This window comes from Microbacterium arborescens (assembly GCF_030369635.1).
Lineage (GTDB): Bacteria > Actinomycetota > Actinomycetes > Actinomycetales > Microbacteriaceae > Microbacterium.
This window is the reverse complement of record NZ_CP128474.1, coordinates 1,761,563-1,777,527: the sequence shown is the minus strand read 5'-3', so window position 1 is coordinate 1,777,527 and position 15,965 is coordinate 1,761,563. Positions and strand designations below refer to the sequence as shown.

15 protein-coding genes are annotated in these 15,965 nt (G+C 68.5%); 7 read left to right on the top strand and 8 right to left on the bottom strand.

Annotated features, from left to right (window positions below; genetic code table 11):
- Window positions 1-49 precede the first annotated feature (49 nt).
- Complete coding sequence (locus QUC20_RS08500; RefSeq protein WP_289329584.1) at window positions 50-1,951, top strand: alpha-amylase family protein; 1,902 nt, start codon at window positions 50-52, stop codon at window positions 1,949-1,951.
- Window positions 1,952-1,963: 12 nt separating this feature from the next.
- On the opposite strand, the gene QUC20_RS08495 is transcribed toward QUC20_RS08500, so the two are convergent.
- The 3 genes from QUC20_RS08495 to QUC20_RS08485 form a co-directional block, all read right to left on the bottom strand.
- The gene (locus QUC20_RS08495; RefSeq protein ID WP_120262568.1) at window positions 1,964-2,428 is read right to left on the bottom strand and encodes a hypothetical protein; all 465 of its coding nucleotides are present in this window, start codon (window positions 2,426-2,428) and stop codon (window positions 1,964-1,966) included.
- A 91-nt stretch (window positions 2,429-2,519) separates the two neighbouring features.
- Window positions 2,520-2,825 carry a hypothetical protein gene (locus QUC20_RS08490; protein ID WP_289329583.1) on the bottom strand — a complete coding sequence of 102 codons (306 nt, stop codon included), beginning with the start codon at window positions 2,823-2,825 and terminating at the stop codon, window positions 2,520-2,522.
- Between the two features lie 149 nt (window positions 2,826-2,974).
- Complete coding sequence (locus tag QUC20_RS08485) at window positions 2,975-3,820, bottom strand: phosphatase PAP2 family protein (RefSeq protein ID WP_289329582.1); 846 nt, start codon at window positions 3,818-3,820, stop codon at window positions 2,975-2,977.
- Between the two features lie 107 nt (window positions 3,821-3,927).
- On the opposite strand from QUC20_RS08485, the gene QUC20_RS08480 reads away from it, so the two are divergent.
- Window positions 3,928-4,845 carry an AEC family transporter gene (locus QUC20_RS08480; RefSeq protein ID WP_289329581.1) on the top strand — a complete coding sequence of 306 codons (918 nt, stop codon included), beginning with the start codon at window positions 3,928-3,930 and terminating at the stop codon, window positions 4,843-4,845.
- 113 nt (window positions 4,846-4,958) lie between these two features.
- On the top strand, window positions 4,959-5,510 hold the full coding sequence (locus QUC20_RS08475) for an HdeD family acid-resistance protein (protein ID WP_120262572.1): 552 nt from the start codon (window positions 4,959-4,961) through the stop codon (window positions 5,508-5,510).
- Window positions 5,511-5,527: 17 nt separating this feature from the next.
- On the opposite strand, the gene QUC20_RS08470 is transcribed toward QUC20_RS08475, so the two are convergent.
- Both QUC20_RS08470 and QUC20_RS08465 read right to left on the bottom strand, forming a co-directional pair.
- Window positions 5,528-7,510, bottom strand: coding sequence for a S9 family peptidase (locus tag QUC20_RS08470; protein ID WP_289329580.1), 1,983 nt, complete (start codon window positions 7,508-7,510; stop codon window positions 5,528-5,530).
- Window positions 7,511-7,512: 2 nt separating this feature from the next.
- Window positions 7,513-8,277, bottom strand: coding sequence for an SDR family oxidoreductase (locus QUC20_RS08465; RefSeq protein ID WP_120262573.1), 765 nt, complete (start codon window positions 8,275-8,277; stop codon window positions 7,513-7,515).
- A gap of 123 nt (window positions 8,278-8,400) precedes the next feature.
- Here QUC20_RS08465 and QUC20_RS08460 point away from each other — a divergent pair, with 123 nt between their 5' ends.
- The 4 genes from QUC20_RS08460 (at window position 8,401) to QUC20_RS08445 (ending at window position 11,066) form a co-directional block, all read left to right on the top strand.
- Entirely contained in the window at window positions 8,401-8,886 is a 486-nt protein-coding gene (locus tag QUC20_RS08460) for an NfeD family protein (protein ID WP_289329579.1), read from the top strand.
- The gene (locus QUC20_RS08455) at window positions 8,879-9,826 is read left to right on the top strand and encodes an SPFH domain-containing protein (protein WP_120262575.1); all 948 of its coding nucleotides are present in this window, start codon (window positions 8,879-8,881) and stop codon (window positions 9,824-9,826) included. Before QUC20_RS08460 ends, QUC20_RS08455 begins: the two co-directional genes overlap by 8 nt.
- Window positions 9,823-10,593, top strand: a complete 771-nt coding sequence (locus QUC20_RS08450; protein ID WP_289329578.1) for a glycerophosphodiester phosphodiesterase family protein — start codon at window positions 9,823-9,825, stop codon at window positions 10,591-10,593. The genes QUC20_RS08455 and QUC20_RS08450 overlap by 4 nt, the downstream gene beginning before the upstream one ends.
- A 110-nt stretch (window positions 10,594-10,703) precedes the next feature.
- Window positions 10,704-11,066: an RNA polymerase-binding protein RbpA gene (locus QUC20_RS08445; RefSeq protein WP_120262577.1), complete on the top strand. Its 363-nt coding sequence runs from the start codon at window positions 10,704-10,706 to the stop codon at window positions 11,064-11,066.
- A 51-nt stretch (window positions 11,067-11,117) separates the two neighbouring features.
- On the opposite strand, the gene lnt is transcribed toward QUC20_RS08445, so the two are convergent.
- The 3 genes from lnt to tatC are packed head-to-tail and all read right to left on the bottom strand — an operon-like array spanning window position 11,118 to window position 15,938.
- Window positions 11,118-12,677, bottom strand: coding sequence for an apolipoprotein N-acyltransferase (gene lnt / locus QUC20_RS08440; RefSeq protein WP_289329577.1), 1,560 nt, complete (start codon window positions 12,675-12,677; stop codon window positions 11,118-11,120).
- A gap of 10 nt (window positions 12,678-12,687) precedes the next feature.
- A complete protein-coding gene (locus QUC20_RS08435; RefSeq protein ID WP_289329576.1) occupies window positions 12,688-15,162 on the bottom strand; it encodes a DEAD/DEAH box helicase in 2,475 nt (824 codons plus the stop codon).
- Entirely contained in the window at window positions 15,159-15,938 is a 780-nt protein-coding gene (gene tatC, locus QUC20_RS08430; protein ID WP_120264292.1) for a twin-arginine translocase subunit TatC, read from the bottom strand. The genes QUC20_RS08435 and tatC overlap by 4 nt, the downstream gene beginning before the upstream one ends.
- Window positions 15,939-15,965: the final 27 nt, after the last annotated feature.

Here is a 15,965-nt window from a genome sequence, read left to right as displayed (position 1 = left end):
CGGTCATGGTCTGAGAGGATGCGGACATGAGTGCTCCGGTGGACCCGCGATGAGTGCGCTCTCGTCGCTCGAGAACGACGCAGCGATCGTCGTCGAGCACGTCGCGCGCCGCGAGCAGCCCGTCGATGGCGAAACCGTCGCTCGGCTGCGGACCGAGTTCCCGCGTCTGCATTCCCTCTTCCGTGCGCTCTACGGTGACCGGCCGGGTTCGCTCGAGGCGCTCGTGCACCTGATCGACGTGGTGCTCGATGGTCGTGCCGACCGCCCCGCGCAGCTGAGGCGGCTCGATCGTGACCGCGCGGCCGACCCCACGTGGTTCGAGTCCGAGAAGATGATCGGTGGTGTCTGCTACGTCGACCGGTTCGCCGGCGACCTCGACGGCGTACGCGGCATGATCCCGTACTTCCGCGAGCTCGGCCTGACCTATCTGCACCTCATGCCCTTGTTCGACAGCCCCGAGGGCGACAACGACGGGGGCTACGCGGTCTCGGACTACCGCACCGTGAAGCCGGCGCTGGGCACGATGGCAGATCTTCGCGCGCTCGCGGACGACCTCCGGGAGGCGGGAATATCCCTCGTCCTCGACTTCATCTTCAATCACACCTCGAATGAGCACGTCTGGGCGCAGCGGGCCCTCGCAGGCGACCCCGTGTACGAGGACTTCTACCTGATCTTCCCCGACCGCGAGCTCCCCGATGCGTACGAGCGGACCACGCGCGAGATCTTCCCGGACGACCACCCGGGCTCGTTCGTGCCGCTCCCGGACGGTCGGTGGATCTGGGCGACGTTCTACCGGTTCCAGTGGGACCTCAACTACGCCAACCCCGATGTCTTCACGGCCATGGCGGGGGAGATGCTGTTCCTCGCGAACCAGGGCGTCGAGGTCCTCCGGATGGATGCCGTGGCCTTCATCTGGAAACGCCTCGGCACAGCATGCGAGTCGCTGCCGGAGGCGCACCTGCTGCTGCAGGCGTTCAATGCTGTGCTGCGGATCGCGGCTCCCGCGGTGCTGTTCAAATCCGAGGCGATCGTGCATCCCGACGAGGTGCAGGACTACATCTCGCCCGATGAGTGCCAACTGTCGTACAACCCGCTGCAGATGGCGCTGACCTGGGAGGCGCTGGCGACGCGCGACGCCCGGCTGCTCCAGCTGGCGCTCGACGAGCGCCATGCCCTGCCCGCGGGAACGGCGTGGGTCAACTACGTCCGCAGCCACGACGACGTCGGCTGGACCTTCGCGGACGAGGATGCCGCGCGCCTCGGCATCGACGGTGGACCGCATCGCCGCTTCCTCAACGACTTCTACATCGGTCGCTTCGACGGCTCGTTCTCACGCGGCTTCCCTTTTCAGGAGAACCCACGGACGGGCGATGCCCGAATCGCGGGCACGACGGCTTCGCTGGCGGGCGTCGCCGCGGGAGACGACGGCGGCGAGGACCGGGTCGTGCTCGCGCACGCGTTGGCGATGTCGACCGGTGGCATCCCGCTGCTCTATCTCGGGGACGAGGTCGCGCAGCTCAACGACGACGCGTTCCAGGAAGACCCCGCTCGTCGGGGCGACAGTCGATGGGCGCACCGGCCGACGCGTCCGGAAGATCGGTACGCACGCCGCCTGGACGAGTCGACGGTGTCGGGGCGCGTGTTCACGCGACTCCGCCGGCTGATCGAGGTGCGCCGCGCGAGCCCGGAGTTCGCGGGCAACGATCTGGTGCCGTTCCACACCCCGCACGTCGCGGTGGTGGGGTTCACGCGACCGTCATCGGACGGTGACGGGGGAGCGGTCCTCGTTCTCGCCAACGTGGGCGATTCGCCCGTCGACATCCCGTCGGCTACGTTCAGCGGGCTCGACGAATCCGCGTACGACGTGGTCCGAGATCGCGCGCTCACCCTCGGTGGCGGACTCGTCCTGCCTGCGCATGCGTTCGTCTGGCTGCGCGTGCGTCGACGCTGACGGCGCCGAGCGTCACAGGACGTCTTCGAGGATCAGATCGCGAAGCGTGCTGCGCCGCAGGTCACGCGCCGTGACGACCGTGCCGTCGCCGAGATTGCTCCGGCCACCGAGGTGCTCGGCGATGCGGCGTGCCGCGAGGGCGCGGTCGTGTTCGTCGTCCAGCACGACGCCGATGGCGGTGAGGTCGCGGCCCAATGAGTTGCTCGAGTGGACGCTCGCACGGTCGATGAGCTCGCTCGCGAAGGCACGACCCTCGGTCAGCCTTCCCGCGGCGTGCACGACGGCGACGAGGACACGGGGCGACACTCGGGCCAGCTCTGTCTCGAGGAGCGCATCGAGGTCGGCGATGCACCCCGGGAGCTCGTCGGAAGCGTCGGGGAGCGATACCCCGATCGTGAGGGCGTCAGGCCGGTGTTCGGCGGTCGCGACCTGCGTCAGTGCGTCGATGATGTCGGTGTCCAAGCCGGCGATGTGCATGGCCGTCTCCCTTCGTCACGCTCCACAGGAGCGAGGCTGACCGATTACTGTACCAGCTGGACGGTAAAGTCTCACCTCGGCGGGACGGGTGTCACTCGGGGGTCACGACGATGCGACCCGGGCCGAGCGGAACCAGGGGAGCGCGATAGCTGAGGCCCGTGTCGCCAGGGTGCAGTACGACGTGCGCTGCACCGAACCGCCACAGGCGGTTGAAGAGGAAGACGGTGATCTCGACGGCCTCGTCGTCGGGCACGAGCCAGGTCCCGACGCCCCATTGCGCTGGCTGGCCGATTCCGTTCATCACGATGGTCGGCCGCACGCCGGGAATGAGATGGAGCGCGGGACGGCGCAGCACCACAGTGACGCGTCGTCCGGGCCTCGTGACGGCTTCGCTCATGAGCGCATCGCGGAGAGCGGATCGGGGCGCGATGAGGTGGCGGGATGCATGGGGTCATTCAACCAAGCGGCACCGTGCGAGCAAAACGTCCGCGGTGCGCGACAAGAGAGGGTTGATTCCAACGAACTGACATAATGTGCATTATCGGACTATACGTAGGACGCTCGTGACGCCGCGCGCGCTCGTGCCGACGGCAGCCCACCGCTGACCGCGAGCGCGCCCAGAACCGTCGCGCTGATCGTCGCCGCCGTCAAGATGGCCGTCGCGAGTGTGCGCCCGGAACCCGATGCGTAAGACGCGCACAGTGCGACGGCGGTGATCGCCGCACCGACGGTCAGTACGGGCGCGAGCACGCGCAGGCGACGTTGTGCCGCCGTCAGCACCGGCGCCGTGTGGCCCCGACGCACCGCCGTGACGAGCAACGCGGCGACCGTGCACCAGAAGCCCACGACGAGGCTGGCCGTGACGACATCGCTGGGCCGATGCCAACCGGCGGCGATGACGCCCATGCCGGCGACGGTCGCCCAGACGACGAGCACCGGTGCGAGAACCAACTTCATCTGCGACGGCGCGGCGAACAACGCCGCGCACGCCGCCGCGATGGCGATCGTCGCATGGCCCGACGGCAGCGAATTGCCATACGCGCCCCAGCCGCTCGCCAGATCGGGCCGGGCGATCACCTCGTTCTTGAGAACCTGCGTCACGACGCTGGCACCGACGAACAGGACGGATGCCGCGACGGCTTCGGCATATCGCCGCCGGACGACCGCCGCGACGATGCTGACGATCATCGTCAGCGCCGCGACGATGAGGATGTAGTTCGCGCTGACGTGCTGGGCCGCGCGCAGCACGGGGTTGGTCGAGGCCGTCGTGGCGACCATGGCCGCCTGATCCGCGTGCTGACCGGTCGCCGTGAAGACGCACACCAGGATGGTCACCGCTATGGCCGCCAGCTGAACGCCCGCCAGCTGCAGGTAGCGCACGTTGCGGTTCATACCGTCACCTCGCTCTCGTCGTCGGTCCACCGTACGAAGCCGATCCTGTGAGCGGGGTCAACACGCGGCGAACCGGGGCGAAGCCCCCACTCCCCTAGGCTCGAAGGGTGCAGGTCGTGACCGGGTTCGTCGTCGTCGGGGTCGCGATCGTTGTGGGCTACGTCATCGGCCGGATCGATCTGCTCGGGCCTCATGGCCGCCCTGTGCTCGCGCGACTGATCTTCTTCGTCCTGTCGCCCTTCCTGATGTTCGTCGTGCTCTCGCAGGCCGACGTCTCGACGCTCTTCTCGGCACTGCTGCCCGTATCCGCGATCGCCGCGGTGTCGATGTTCGTGGTCTATGCGCTGATCGCTCGGCTCGTCTGGCGCCGTTCGATCGGTGAGACGCTCATCGGAACGCTCTCGGCCGGCCAGGTGAACTCGAACAACATCGGCATCCCGCTGTCGCTCTATCTGCTGGGGTCGGCCGCCTTGCCGGCGCCCGTGATCCTCATGCAGCTGATCGTGTTCACGCCCATCACCATGGCCATCCTCGAGGCCGTGACGACCGGTCAGCGCAAGCCGCTGCCGATTCTCAAACGAACCTTCGGCAACCCGATCGTCATCGCCTCGGTCGCGGGTGTCATCGTGTCGGTCTCCGGCCTGGAACTGCCCCCGATCGTGCTCGATCCGCTGCAGCTGATCGCCGACGCATGCGTTCCCGTCCTCCTCATCGCCTACGGAATGTCGCTCCACGGTCAGCGCGTGCTGTCCGCTTCCGGTCGGCGGCGTGACATCCTCCTGGCGTCGGGGCTCAAACTCATTGCGATGCCCCTCGTCGCCTGGGCGGTCGCGGCCTTCGCGTTCGGCCTCTCCCCCGCCGACACGCTCGCCGTCACGGTCCTCGCTGCGCTCCCGACCGCTCAGAACGTCTTCAACTTCGCCCAGCGCTACGACATCGGCGAGACCATCTCGCGCGACACCGTGTTCCTCACCACACTGGGCTGCGTGCCCGTTCTGCTCGCAGCGACGCTGTTGCTCGGCTGACTTCCCCCGCGGCTGATCGGCGGCTCCGCATCTGCGGCCCTGACGGGACTCCCCCGGGTCCACTAACGTGTGGCGTGTCGGGGGCGCGCGGCTCCCGCGAAGGAGGTCCTGTCATGACAAGCACGGAGAACACCGCCGCGAGATTCGTCAGGTCACTGCGAACCTCGTTCATCGTCGGCGGCATCCTGACTCTGATCGTCGGCCTGCTGATCCTCATCTGGCCGGGCCGCACGGCTCAGGTGCTGACCGGCATCATCGCCGCCTACGCGATCATCACGGGCATCGTCTACGCCGCGCTCGGGATCTTCTCGCGGACGAAGGGCGGCTGGGCCCGCGTGGGACACATCGCACTCGGCATCCTCTTCGTCGTCGTCGGAATCGTGGCGTTCGCGAACCTCCCGGCATTCACGGTGTCGTTCGCCGTCTTCCTCGGCGTGCTGGTGGGCATCACGTGGATCGTCGAAGGCGCGGTGTCGCTGTCGGTCGTCGGCGAGTCGACGTCGCGCGGGTGGACGATCGCCTTCGCGATCCTCTCGATCATCGCCGGCGTCATGCTGCTGTTCACGCCGCTGTGGGGCGTGATCGTGCTGTGGTGGCTGCTGGGGATCTCGGCCGTGGCGCTCGGCATCGTCAACATCATCCGAGGGCTCTCGTTCCGTCCCTGACGGTCGCGTGTGGGGCGTCACACCGGCAGGTGGCGCCCCCACCAATCGAGGATGGCCTCGAACCGTTCCACGCGGTGACGCGGCCGGCCCGAACGGGTCAGCTCATGGTTCTCGCCGGGGAAGATCAGCAGCTCGGCCGCCGTGCCCTGGCGGCGCAACGCGGAGTAGTACCGGGTCGCCTGTTCGAGCGGGCACCGGAAATCGAGCTCGGAGTGAACGACGAGGGTGGGCGTGGTCACCTGGTCGACGACCGCCATCGGGCTCTGCGCCCGGATCGCGGTCGGATCGGTGCCGACGTACTCATCGCCGAAGAACGACCCGATGTCGCTCGTGCCCGAGAACGTCGTGGGGTCGAGGAAGCCGCGCTCGACGATCGCGGCGGCGAACCGGTGGTCATGCGCGATCGTCCACGCGGTGAGATACCCGCCGTACGATCCGCCCATGATACCGACACGGTCTCCATCGAGGCGCTCGTCCGCCGCCACCGCTCCGTCGAGGAAGGCGAGAACGTCGACGAAGTCGTCGGTTCCCATCCGGCCCCGGATGCTGCGGCCGTGGGCCCGCCCGTACCCGGCGCTGCCGCGGGGGTTGCAGTAGACGACGGCGTAGCCCGCGTCGACGAGGACCTGCGTCTCATCGAACAGGTGCACACCGTAGGCGGCGTACGGGCCGCCGTGGATCTGCAGCAAGACGGGGAACGGGCCGTCGCCCGGAGGCGTCGCGACCCAGCCGTGCACCGGGTAGCCGTCGGGCGCCGTCACCTCGAGCTCGCGGGGAAGGACGAACCCGGCCCGGCTGGCGGCGTCGCCGAACGAGGTGAGTAGTCGCGCGTCCACGCCTGGGGCGTCGAGGAAGAGGATCTCACCGGCCGACCGGTTGGTCGCCACCGCGCAGACGATGCGCTCGCCCGCCGCGTCGGCGCCGTGACCCACGACCTCCAGACCACGGCGGAGACGCGCGATAGCGCCGTCGCGCGATACGCGCAGCAGGTGCACTTCACCGCGGGTCCGGTTCTGCACCAGGAAGTCGTCACCGACCGCGGTGATGTGCGACCCCACCTCGCCGAGGTCGATCGTGTCGGGGTCGGTCAGTCGGCGGGGCTGGTCGCCGTCGAGGACCCACAGCGCCACGCCGGGGGCGACGAAGTCGGTCCCGGTGGGACCCGGATCGGACGCCAGGAAAGCGATGCTCCCATCGGCCGCGACGGCGATGTCGGCGATCGACAGCGTCGCCGAGAGGACGACGCGCTCCCCCGTCCCGTCCACTCGGACCGCGACGAGCGGCGAACGCAGGTCGCGACGATCGTGCTCGATCTCGTCGGTCGTCGTGAGGATCTCCGTCCCGTCCGCGGTGAACACGACTCCGTCGTGCGAACGTGAGCCGGAGGTGAGCTGGCGCGCCGCCTCGGGCACACGCCGTGCACGGGTCGACGACGAGGTCTGCGGTTCGGGGGCGGTCTCGTAGGACGGCTCGGAGCCGAGGTCGGGTGCCGCCACCACGAAGACGTGAGCGGGTCGGTCGGCGATGTATCCGACGCCGTTCGCGTGCCATCGGATGCCGGTGATGCGGCGAGGGGACTCCGCCTCCGGCACGAGACCTTCGATGGTGCCGTATCGGCCCGACTCGGGCACTCGCGCGGTGTAGGCAAGCACGTCGCCCGCCGGGGCCCAGGCGAAGGAGCCGACTCCGAGGGGTGCGTCGGTGACCTGCACGGGCTCCGAACCGGATGCCTCGATCACATGGATCTGGGCCTTGCCGTCGGCGTCGCCGCGCAGGAACGCGACATGGCCGCCGTCCGGCGACAGCCGCGGCGACGTGTCCGCGACACCCCGGGTGAGACGTCGCGGCTCGCCCGAGGGCAACTCGATGCGCCAGAGCTGCCCCACGTTCCGATCCGCGGATATGTCGGGTCGCGATGTCGCGAACACGGCGAACGAGCCGTCGGACGCGACCGTCGGACGCCCGACGGAGATCAGCGTCTCGATGTCCGTGGGGCCCACGATCACTCGCCGCCGAAGGACGAGATGTCTCCCACGAGACGGGTGTTGTCCGCCGGGATCGGCTCGACGGCCGCGAGTGCGATCTCGGCGGCGAACTCCGACACGTTGTAGAGCTTGCCGGCCGACTTCCGACGCGTCTCGATAGCGCCCGGGTTGGCACGTTCGAGCAGGGTCGCGGTGATGGTGCCCTCGATCATGTCGCCCGACACGACGACGAATCCGATCCCGCGCTCGGCGAGCTCGCCCACCCGCTCACGCAGGGCGTCCTCGCCCGCGCGCTTCGACAACGCGACGGCCTCGTACTCGGGCATCGTCGGGGTCGTGCGGATGAAGTGGGCCTGGTGGCTGGTCACGAAGACCACGCGCGATCCGTCCTCGAGGAGCGGCAGCGCCGCGTCGAGGGTGCCGAGCTGCGCGTCGCGGTTGAGGGTGAGCGCATAGTCCTCGGCCATGCCGCCTTCCATCCCGCCGGACGCGTTCAGCACGAGCAGATCGAGGTGGCCGAACGTCTCACGGACGGCGGCGAACATCTCGTCGACCGAGGCGCGGTCGGTCAGGTCGGCGCCGACGACGAGCACCTCGACGCCCAGCTCGCGCAGCTCGGCGGCGAGCTTCTCGGCACGAGGCGCCTTATTGCGGAAGTTGATGACGACGTTCGCCCCCGCCTGCGCGAGGAAGCGCGCCGTATCCGCGCCGACACCGCGCGACGATCCGGTCACCAGTGCCGTGCGACCGGAGAGGGTTCCGGCGGGAAGGGGCTGAGTCATGTGGCGCTCCTGCGGGGAAGAAAGGCTGTCGGCACGGCGGTTCACCGGCACCGCACGAGCCTATCAACCGGCCCGGATCGGACCCCTGACTGATAGGTTCGGATGAGGGACGAAGGAGCGTCGATGTTGCCTGATCTCACGCAGTATCTGTGGATAGCGTGGCTCGTGCTGGCCCTGATCTTCGTCATCGTCGAGTTGCTCACACTCGAGTTCACGTTCCTCATGCTCGCCGGTGGAACCTTGATCGGCGGTCTGGGAACGAACCTCCTGTCCGCCCCGTGGTGGCTTCAGGTCGCCGCGGCCGCTGCGGTGTCGGCGTTGCTGCTGTTCACCATCCGGCCGCTCCTCCTGCGGGCCCTGCGCCGGAGCAGTCAGCACATACCGACCAACGTCGACGCGCTCGCGGGCCTGGGCGCCCGCGTCCTCGTCCCCTTCGTCGACGGAGCAGGGTCGGTCAAGCTCGACAACGGCGAGACGTGGACCGCCCGCCTCGTCGACGATCGCGCAGACGTCCCCGTCGGTTCCCGCCTCGTCGTCCGTGCCGTCCGCGGTGCAACGGTCGAGGTCACTTCCCCCGCCCCTGATACGAAGGAGAACGCCCGTGGTTGATGTCGGCGCTTTCGTCGGGCAGATCTTCGTGATCGTGCTCCTCGTCGTCCTGGCGATCTTCGTGATCGTCGTGCTCTTCCGCTCGATCCGGATCATCCCGCAGGCCTACGCGGGCGTCGTCGAGCGCCTGGGGCGCTATCAGCGCACGCTCGCGCCCGGACTGAATCTGCTCGTGCCCTTCATCGATCGGGTCCTCCCCCTGGTCGACATGCGCGAGCAGGTGGTGTCGTTCCCGCCGCAGCCGGTCATCACCGAGGACAACCTCGTGGTCTCTATCGATACCGTCGTCTACTTCCAGGTCACCGACGCGCGTGCCGCCACGTACGAGATCAACAACTATCTCGGAGCCGTCGAGCAGCTGACGACCACGACGCTCCGAAACGTCGTCGGAGGCCTGAACCTCGAAGAAGCCCTCACGAGCCGTGACAACATCAACGGCCAGCTGCGCATCGTCCTCGACGAGGCGACCGGCAAGTGGGGCATCCGGGTCTCGCGTGTCGAGCTGAAGGCGATCGATCCGCCCACCTCGATCCAGGACTCCATGGAGAAGCAGATGCGCGCCGAGCGCGACCGCCGCGCCGCGATCCTCACCGCGGAGGGCTCGAAGCAGTCGCAGATCCTCGAGGCGGAGGGTCGCCGCCAGGCGGAGATCCTGAAAGCCGAGGGCGACAAGCAGGCTCAGATCCTGCGCGCCGAGGGCGAGTCGGCCGCGATCCAGTCCGTGTTCCAGGCGATCCACGACGGCAATCCCGACGACAAGCTGCTGGCTTACCAGTACCTCCAGACCCTCCCGAAGATCAGCGACAGCGCGTCGAGCAAGCTCTGGATCATCCCGAGCGAGTTCACCGAGGCGCTCAAGAGCATGAGCGCGGGGTTCGCGGGCCGTCGCGACGACCGGCCGGTGCCGCCCGCCGACCGTTCCGCTCCGCCCGCGCCGTGACGCATCCGTACTTCAGGGCGGAGCGACCGAGGGTGCTCGCGCACCGCGGTTTCGTGCCCCCTGACTCCGAGGGCGTCGTCGAGAACACCTTCGCCGCTTTCGCGGCAGCGCACGCACTCGGAGTCCGATACGTCGAGTCGGACTGCCACCTGAGCGCTGACGGCACCGTGATCCTCTTCCATGACGCCGACCTGTCGCGGGTCACCGGCGACCCGCGCCCGATCGCGGATGTCGGCGATCGCGAGCTGGAGGAGATCATGGCCGACCGCGGAGGGCTCGTGACTCTGGCGCAGGCGCTCGAGGCGTTCCCGTCCCTGTCGTTCAATCTCGACGTGAAGGTCGACGCCGCAGCCGAGAATGTCGGACAGCTCGTGGCCCCTCATGCGGAGCGAGTCCTGCTCACGAGCTTCTCCGATCGCACGCGCGTGCGCGCCCTCCGCGCCGCGCGTGCCGCGGGAGGAAGCCCGGCGACATCGGCGGGGACCATCCGGATCGCGGCGCTCGTCGCCGCCGTCGCTTCAGGTGTGCCATGGTTGATGGGTCGTGCGTTGCGCGGCATCGACGCGGTACAGGTCCCCGAGCGCCGGGGTCCGGTCCGCATCGTCTCCCCCCGAATGATCCGCGCGGTCCATCGTGCCGGCGTCGAAATACATGTCTGGACGGTCAACGACGCAGACAGCATGAGACGCCTGCTCGCTGCCGGCGTCGACGGCATCGTCACGGATCGGTCCGACCGCGCGCTGACCATCGCGGCGGGGGAACGCTGAATACCCCGACACGCTGAACATCGGCTGTGAAACCCCGATGACGAACCGTTGTTCGGATGATGCACACAGCTGCGCACGTTACAACTGATAGCCGACGAGAGGACCACACAATGGCAGACCGCAGCTTGCGCGGCATCCGACTCGGCGCCTCGAGCCTACAGAGCGAAGAGGGCGTCGTCTTCCACGACCGGGTCAACCACACGTACGTGTGTTCGCGCTGTGAGCACGAGACCGTCATGACGTTCGCCGCCGACGCAGAAGCGCCGGAGACCTGGGAGTGCCGCGCATGCGGCGCCGAGGCTCTCTTGCGCGTGGGCGACGGGCTCGTCGAGGTCGATCACTCGGGCGACAAGGCCGCCCGCACTCACTGGGACATGCTGCTCGAACGCCGCACGATCCCCGAGCTCGAAGAGCTGCTCGAGGAGCGTCTCGCGATGCTCCGTGAGCGCCGCGGCTCTCGTTTGAGCGCCTGAGCCTCCAGCTCCGCGCGACATGCCGTCGGTCCCTCGGGGCCGACGGCATTCTCATTCTCGCGGAGCGGAGCCCGACCGGCGGCGCGTGATGGCGACGGTCGCACCGCACGCCACGAGAGCCAGGAGGCTCCCCCAGCCGAGGATGAGCTGCACCGCTCCCCCGACCACGACGGCCGGCGTGAGGCCGGTGCGCAGCGGCACCTCGGTGAGCATCGCGCCTGCTTCGGCCGCCGGCAGTCCGTCGAGCTCGCTCCCGTCGGGCGCGATCACCTGACTCGTTCCGACGGTGGAGATGTTCACGACCGCGCGCCCGGTCTCGATTGCCCGCATCCGCGCGAACGCGAGCTGCTGCAGGTTCTCGTCGGTGTCGCGGAAGTCGGCATTGTTGGTCTGGAAGACGTAGAGCTGCGCGCCATCGCGCGCGCCCGTCCAGATGACGTCGTCGTACAGCACGTCGAAACAGATGGCGAGCCCGACACCCACACCCGACACGTCCATGAACGGTGCATTGGTCCCCGGCGTGTACTCGCGCTGGATGAGCCCGATCAGATCGGGCACGATCAGTTCGAAGAACCACCGATCGGGCACGTACTCCCCCATCGGGACGGGCCGCGACTTGTCGTGGATGGCGACGGGGTTCTCGGCGCCGGCCTCCCAGAGCATGGACGTGTTGTAGACGTCGTCGCCGCGCTGCGTCGCCGCGTTGACGAGCAACGGCGCGTCGACCCGCTCCGACAGACGGTCGAGGGTGTCGGCGACCGAGGCATTGGAGAGGGGGTCGGCGTCGATTCCGCCTTCCGGCCAGACCAACAGGTCCATCGGCTGGTCGATGATGGGCTGGGTCGCGGCGAGTTGCGAGCGCAGGACGTCGTAAGGCTCGCGCGAGTCGAAGTAGCCGGTCGGACCGTCGCCCTGCACGGAGCCGACCCGATAGGTCCCGGCATCCGCCGTCGGGAAGGCAGGCACAGCGACGAGCGCGACCGTGACGATGGCCGCGGGCAGAGCCGTGCGGACGTCGCGCAGGCGACCGAGGCGCAGCCACTCCACGACTGCCGCCGTCACGAAGACCATGAGGAAGGTAAGGCCTGCGACACCCGTCCAAGAGGCGATGTGCGCGAGCGGGCTCTCGGACTGGCTCATCCCGATCCGGCCCCAGGGGAACCCGGTGTAGGGCCAGGAGCCCATGAAGAGCTCGCGGGCGGTCCACAGCCCCGCGACGAGGGCCGGAAGTGCCACAGGCCGTCCTGCCCCGCCGGGAAGCAGCCGCGGTAGCCAGCGGTAGGCGAGAGCGATGGGGATCGATCCGACGGCGAAGAAGACGGTCTCGATGCCGGCGAGGCCGAACCACGGCAGCGGCCCGAGATACCGGGTGATCCACGAGATATGGATGAAGTAGAACGACGCCCCGAACACGGCGCCGACGGCGAGAGCCCCCCAGACCGAACGCCCGATGAGACCCACGAGCGCGAATGCGACGCCGACGAACGCCAGCGGCCACCACCCGATGTCGGGGAACGCGGCATCCAGCACGGCGCCGCCGACGACGGCGCCGATGAGTGCCAGCCACAGCGGTATCAGGGGCCGCTCGGCGGCCGGAGACGAGTCGGGCACGTGATCGAGCCTAAACGCCGGAATATGCCACGATGCCGCGGCGGACCGCTTCCAACGCCGCTCGCGCCGTCCGCGCCACCTCGGCCTCCGCGACGAGCGAGAGCTGATCGAGGAGATCGATGGTCTGCTTCGTCCAGCGCACGAAGTCGCCTGCCGCCATGTCGGCCTCCACCAGCACGCGATCGAGCATGACGCCGCGCGCCCAGGAGTGCATGGCCTTCGCCAGCCCGGTCGCCACCGGCTCCGTGCCGGGCAGACGGTGATCCTTCTCAAGGTCGTCGAGCACCGCCCACAGCTCCTGCGTTTCGGCCAGCGCCGTGCGGAAAGCTCCGCGCGGCAGGCCGTATTCACCTGGCCCGTCGCCTTCGCGACGCGGTTCGTAGACGAGGCTGCATGCCAGCGCCGCGAGACCTGCGGGGTCGAGGTTGCGCCAGATCCCTCGGCGGAGCGACTCGGCCACGAGGAGGTCGCGTTCACCGTAGATCCGTCGCATCGTCGCACCGGCCGCCGTCAGCGTCGTCGTGCCGTCGGCGTCGACAGCGACGTAATCGAGTGCGGTGAGGACATCGACCACCCGATCGAACACGCGCGCGACGGTGCCGGTGCGGGTGTCGATCTGCTGCCGCAGTTTCTGGACGTCGCGCCGCAACCGCCAATAGCGCTCGGCCCACCGAGCGTGGTGCTCACGGTCCGGGCAGTCGTGGCAGGGATGGCGCTGCATTCGCTTCCGGAGCCCGGCCAGTTCATCCTGCCGGCGTTGCCGGATCCGCGCCGGGGCTGTGCGGTCGTTGCGGTTGAGCTTCTCGAGGTCGCTCAGCTCGCGCCGGATGCCGGAGTACTCGGCGAAGTCGCCGCGGTCGCACGTCATCGAACGGGCGTACCGGTCGAGGGTCTGTTCCTTCTCTTTGACCTGGCGTGCGAGGCCCACGACGGAGCGGTCGGCCTGGAACTGGGCGAAGGACGACTCGAGGATCTCGCGGGCCTCGTCGCGTCCGAACCGGTCGATGAGGTTCACGGCCATGTTGTAGGTCGGCCGGAAGCTCGAGTTCAGCGGGTAAGTGCGCCGAGACGCCAGTGAGGCGACCGCCTGCGGATCGAGCCCCTCGCTCCACTGGATGACCGCATGGCCCTCGACGTCGATGCCCCGGCGCCCCGCGCGTCCGGTCAGCTGGGTGTACTCGCCCGAGGTGATCGCCACCCGAGCCTCGCCGTTAAACTTCTCGAGCTTCTCCAGCACGACCGTGCGGGCGGGCATGTTGATCCCCAACGCGAGCGTCTCGGTCGCGAACACCGCCTTCACGAGCTTTCGTTGGAACAGCTCCTCGACGACCTCCTTGAACGCGGGCAGCAGTCCCGCGTGGTGAGCGGCAACCCCGCGCTCGAGGTTGTCGCGCCACTCCCAGAAGCCGAGTACCGCGAGGTCTTCTTGCGCCAGCACCCGCGTGCGTCGATCGACGATCGCGCGAATCTCGTCGCGCTCTTCGGGGGTCGTGAGGCGCAGACCCGCGCGGCGAACCTGCTGGACGGCCCCGTCGCAACCCGCTCGGCTGAAGATGAAGAAGATGGCGGGAAGCAGGTTGGCCCGGCCGAGCAGCTCGACCACCGCGGGACGGTCGATGCGCTCGAGGCGCTGCACGGCTGCTGGGCGCGCGGGCGCTGTGCCGCCGCGGTGCTTGCGATGCGCCTCGCGGCCCCCTCCCCCGCGGTATCCGTGCGCGCGGCGGTTGTTCTCATAACGCTGGCTCTGGGGCGACCTCAGACGTGTGAGCTCTTGGTTGACCTGAGCCGTCGCGACACCGGAGCGGTCGTCGAACAGCGGCAGGAGATCCCCGCGCACCAGGACGTGCTGCTCGAGAGGGACCGGGCGGATCTCGGAGACCACCACCGCGGTGTCACCCCGGACCGTGTCGAGCCAGTCGCCGAATTCCTCGGCGTTCGAGACCGTCGCCGAGAGCGCCACCATCCGCACGGACGGGTGGAGGTGGATGATGACCTCCTCCCACACCGCGCCTCGGAAGCGATCGGCGAGGTAATGCACCTCGTCCATGACCACGTACCGCAGTCCGCGCAGAGCCGGCGAGTCGGCGTACAGCATGTTGCGGAGCACTTCCGTGGTCATGACCACGATGCGAGCGCTGCCGTTGATGTTGGTGTCGCCGGTCAGGAGGCCGACCTCGTCCTCGCCGTAGACGTCGACGAGCTCGCGGAACTTCTGATTCGACAGCGCCTTCATGGGCGTCGTGTAGAACGCCTTGGTGTCGGGTTCGAGCATCGCGAGGTGCATGGCGAACTCGCCCACGATCGTCTTGCCGGCGCCCGTCGGAGCAGCGACGAGGACGCTCCTGCCTTCCTCGAGTGCATGGCACCCGGCGACCTGGAACGGGTCGAGGTCGAATCGTTGCATGTCGGCGAACGCCGCCGTGAGCGGATGCGCCCGGGCGGACTGCGCCGCGAGGAATCGCTCTGCGGGACTCGCGTCGCTCACGAGAGTGGATCGGTCGTCGGGGCCGGACCGGGAACGGTGAGCTCAGGGGCACGACGCGAGCGCCGAAGATCGAGCAGGAGCGACAACGCGGCGGCCGCGAAGTAGAGCACCGTCAGGATCGACGCCAGCATGAGCATGCTGACGATGTCCGCGGCAGGCGTCGCGAGCCCCGAGAAGACGACGGCGATCAGGATCGCGACGCGCCATCCCTTGAGGATCGCCTTGCCGCTCATGATCCCGGCGAAATTCAGCGCCACGAGGAAGACGGGGATGATGAATGCGACTCCGACCACCAGCAGCAGCTTGAAGACGAAGTCGTAGTAGTACTTGCCCTCGTAGAAGTTCGCGGACGATTCCGGCGAGAACGTCGCCATGATCTCGACGATGTGCGGCATCACGAGCCAGCCGGTGTAGACGCCCGCGAAGAACAGCGGTACTGCGGCCGACACGAAGCCGACTGTGTAACGGACCTCTTTGCGCGTCAGGCCGGGCATCAGGAAGGCCCAGATCTGCCACAGCCAGACCGGGGCGGAGAGGATGATGCCGACCGAGAAGGAGATGCGCAGCCGCATGTCGAACGGGCCGGTGATCGTCGAGTACATCAGCTTGACGGCCTCGGTGTCGCCACGCTGCTCCGCAACCATCCGGATCGGCTCGGTCATCGCCCAGATGATCCAGTCGGTGAGGAAGAAGGACACCACCATCGACGCCACAAGGGCGATCGCCGAGATGATCAGACGTCGTCGCAGCTCGATCAGATGCTGTCCGAGAGACATGCGCTTGTCGCGCCGGGGCGCGCCCTC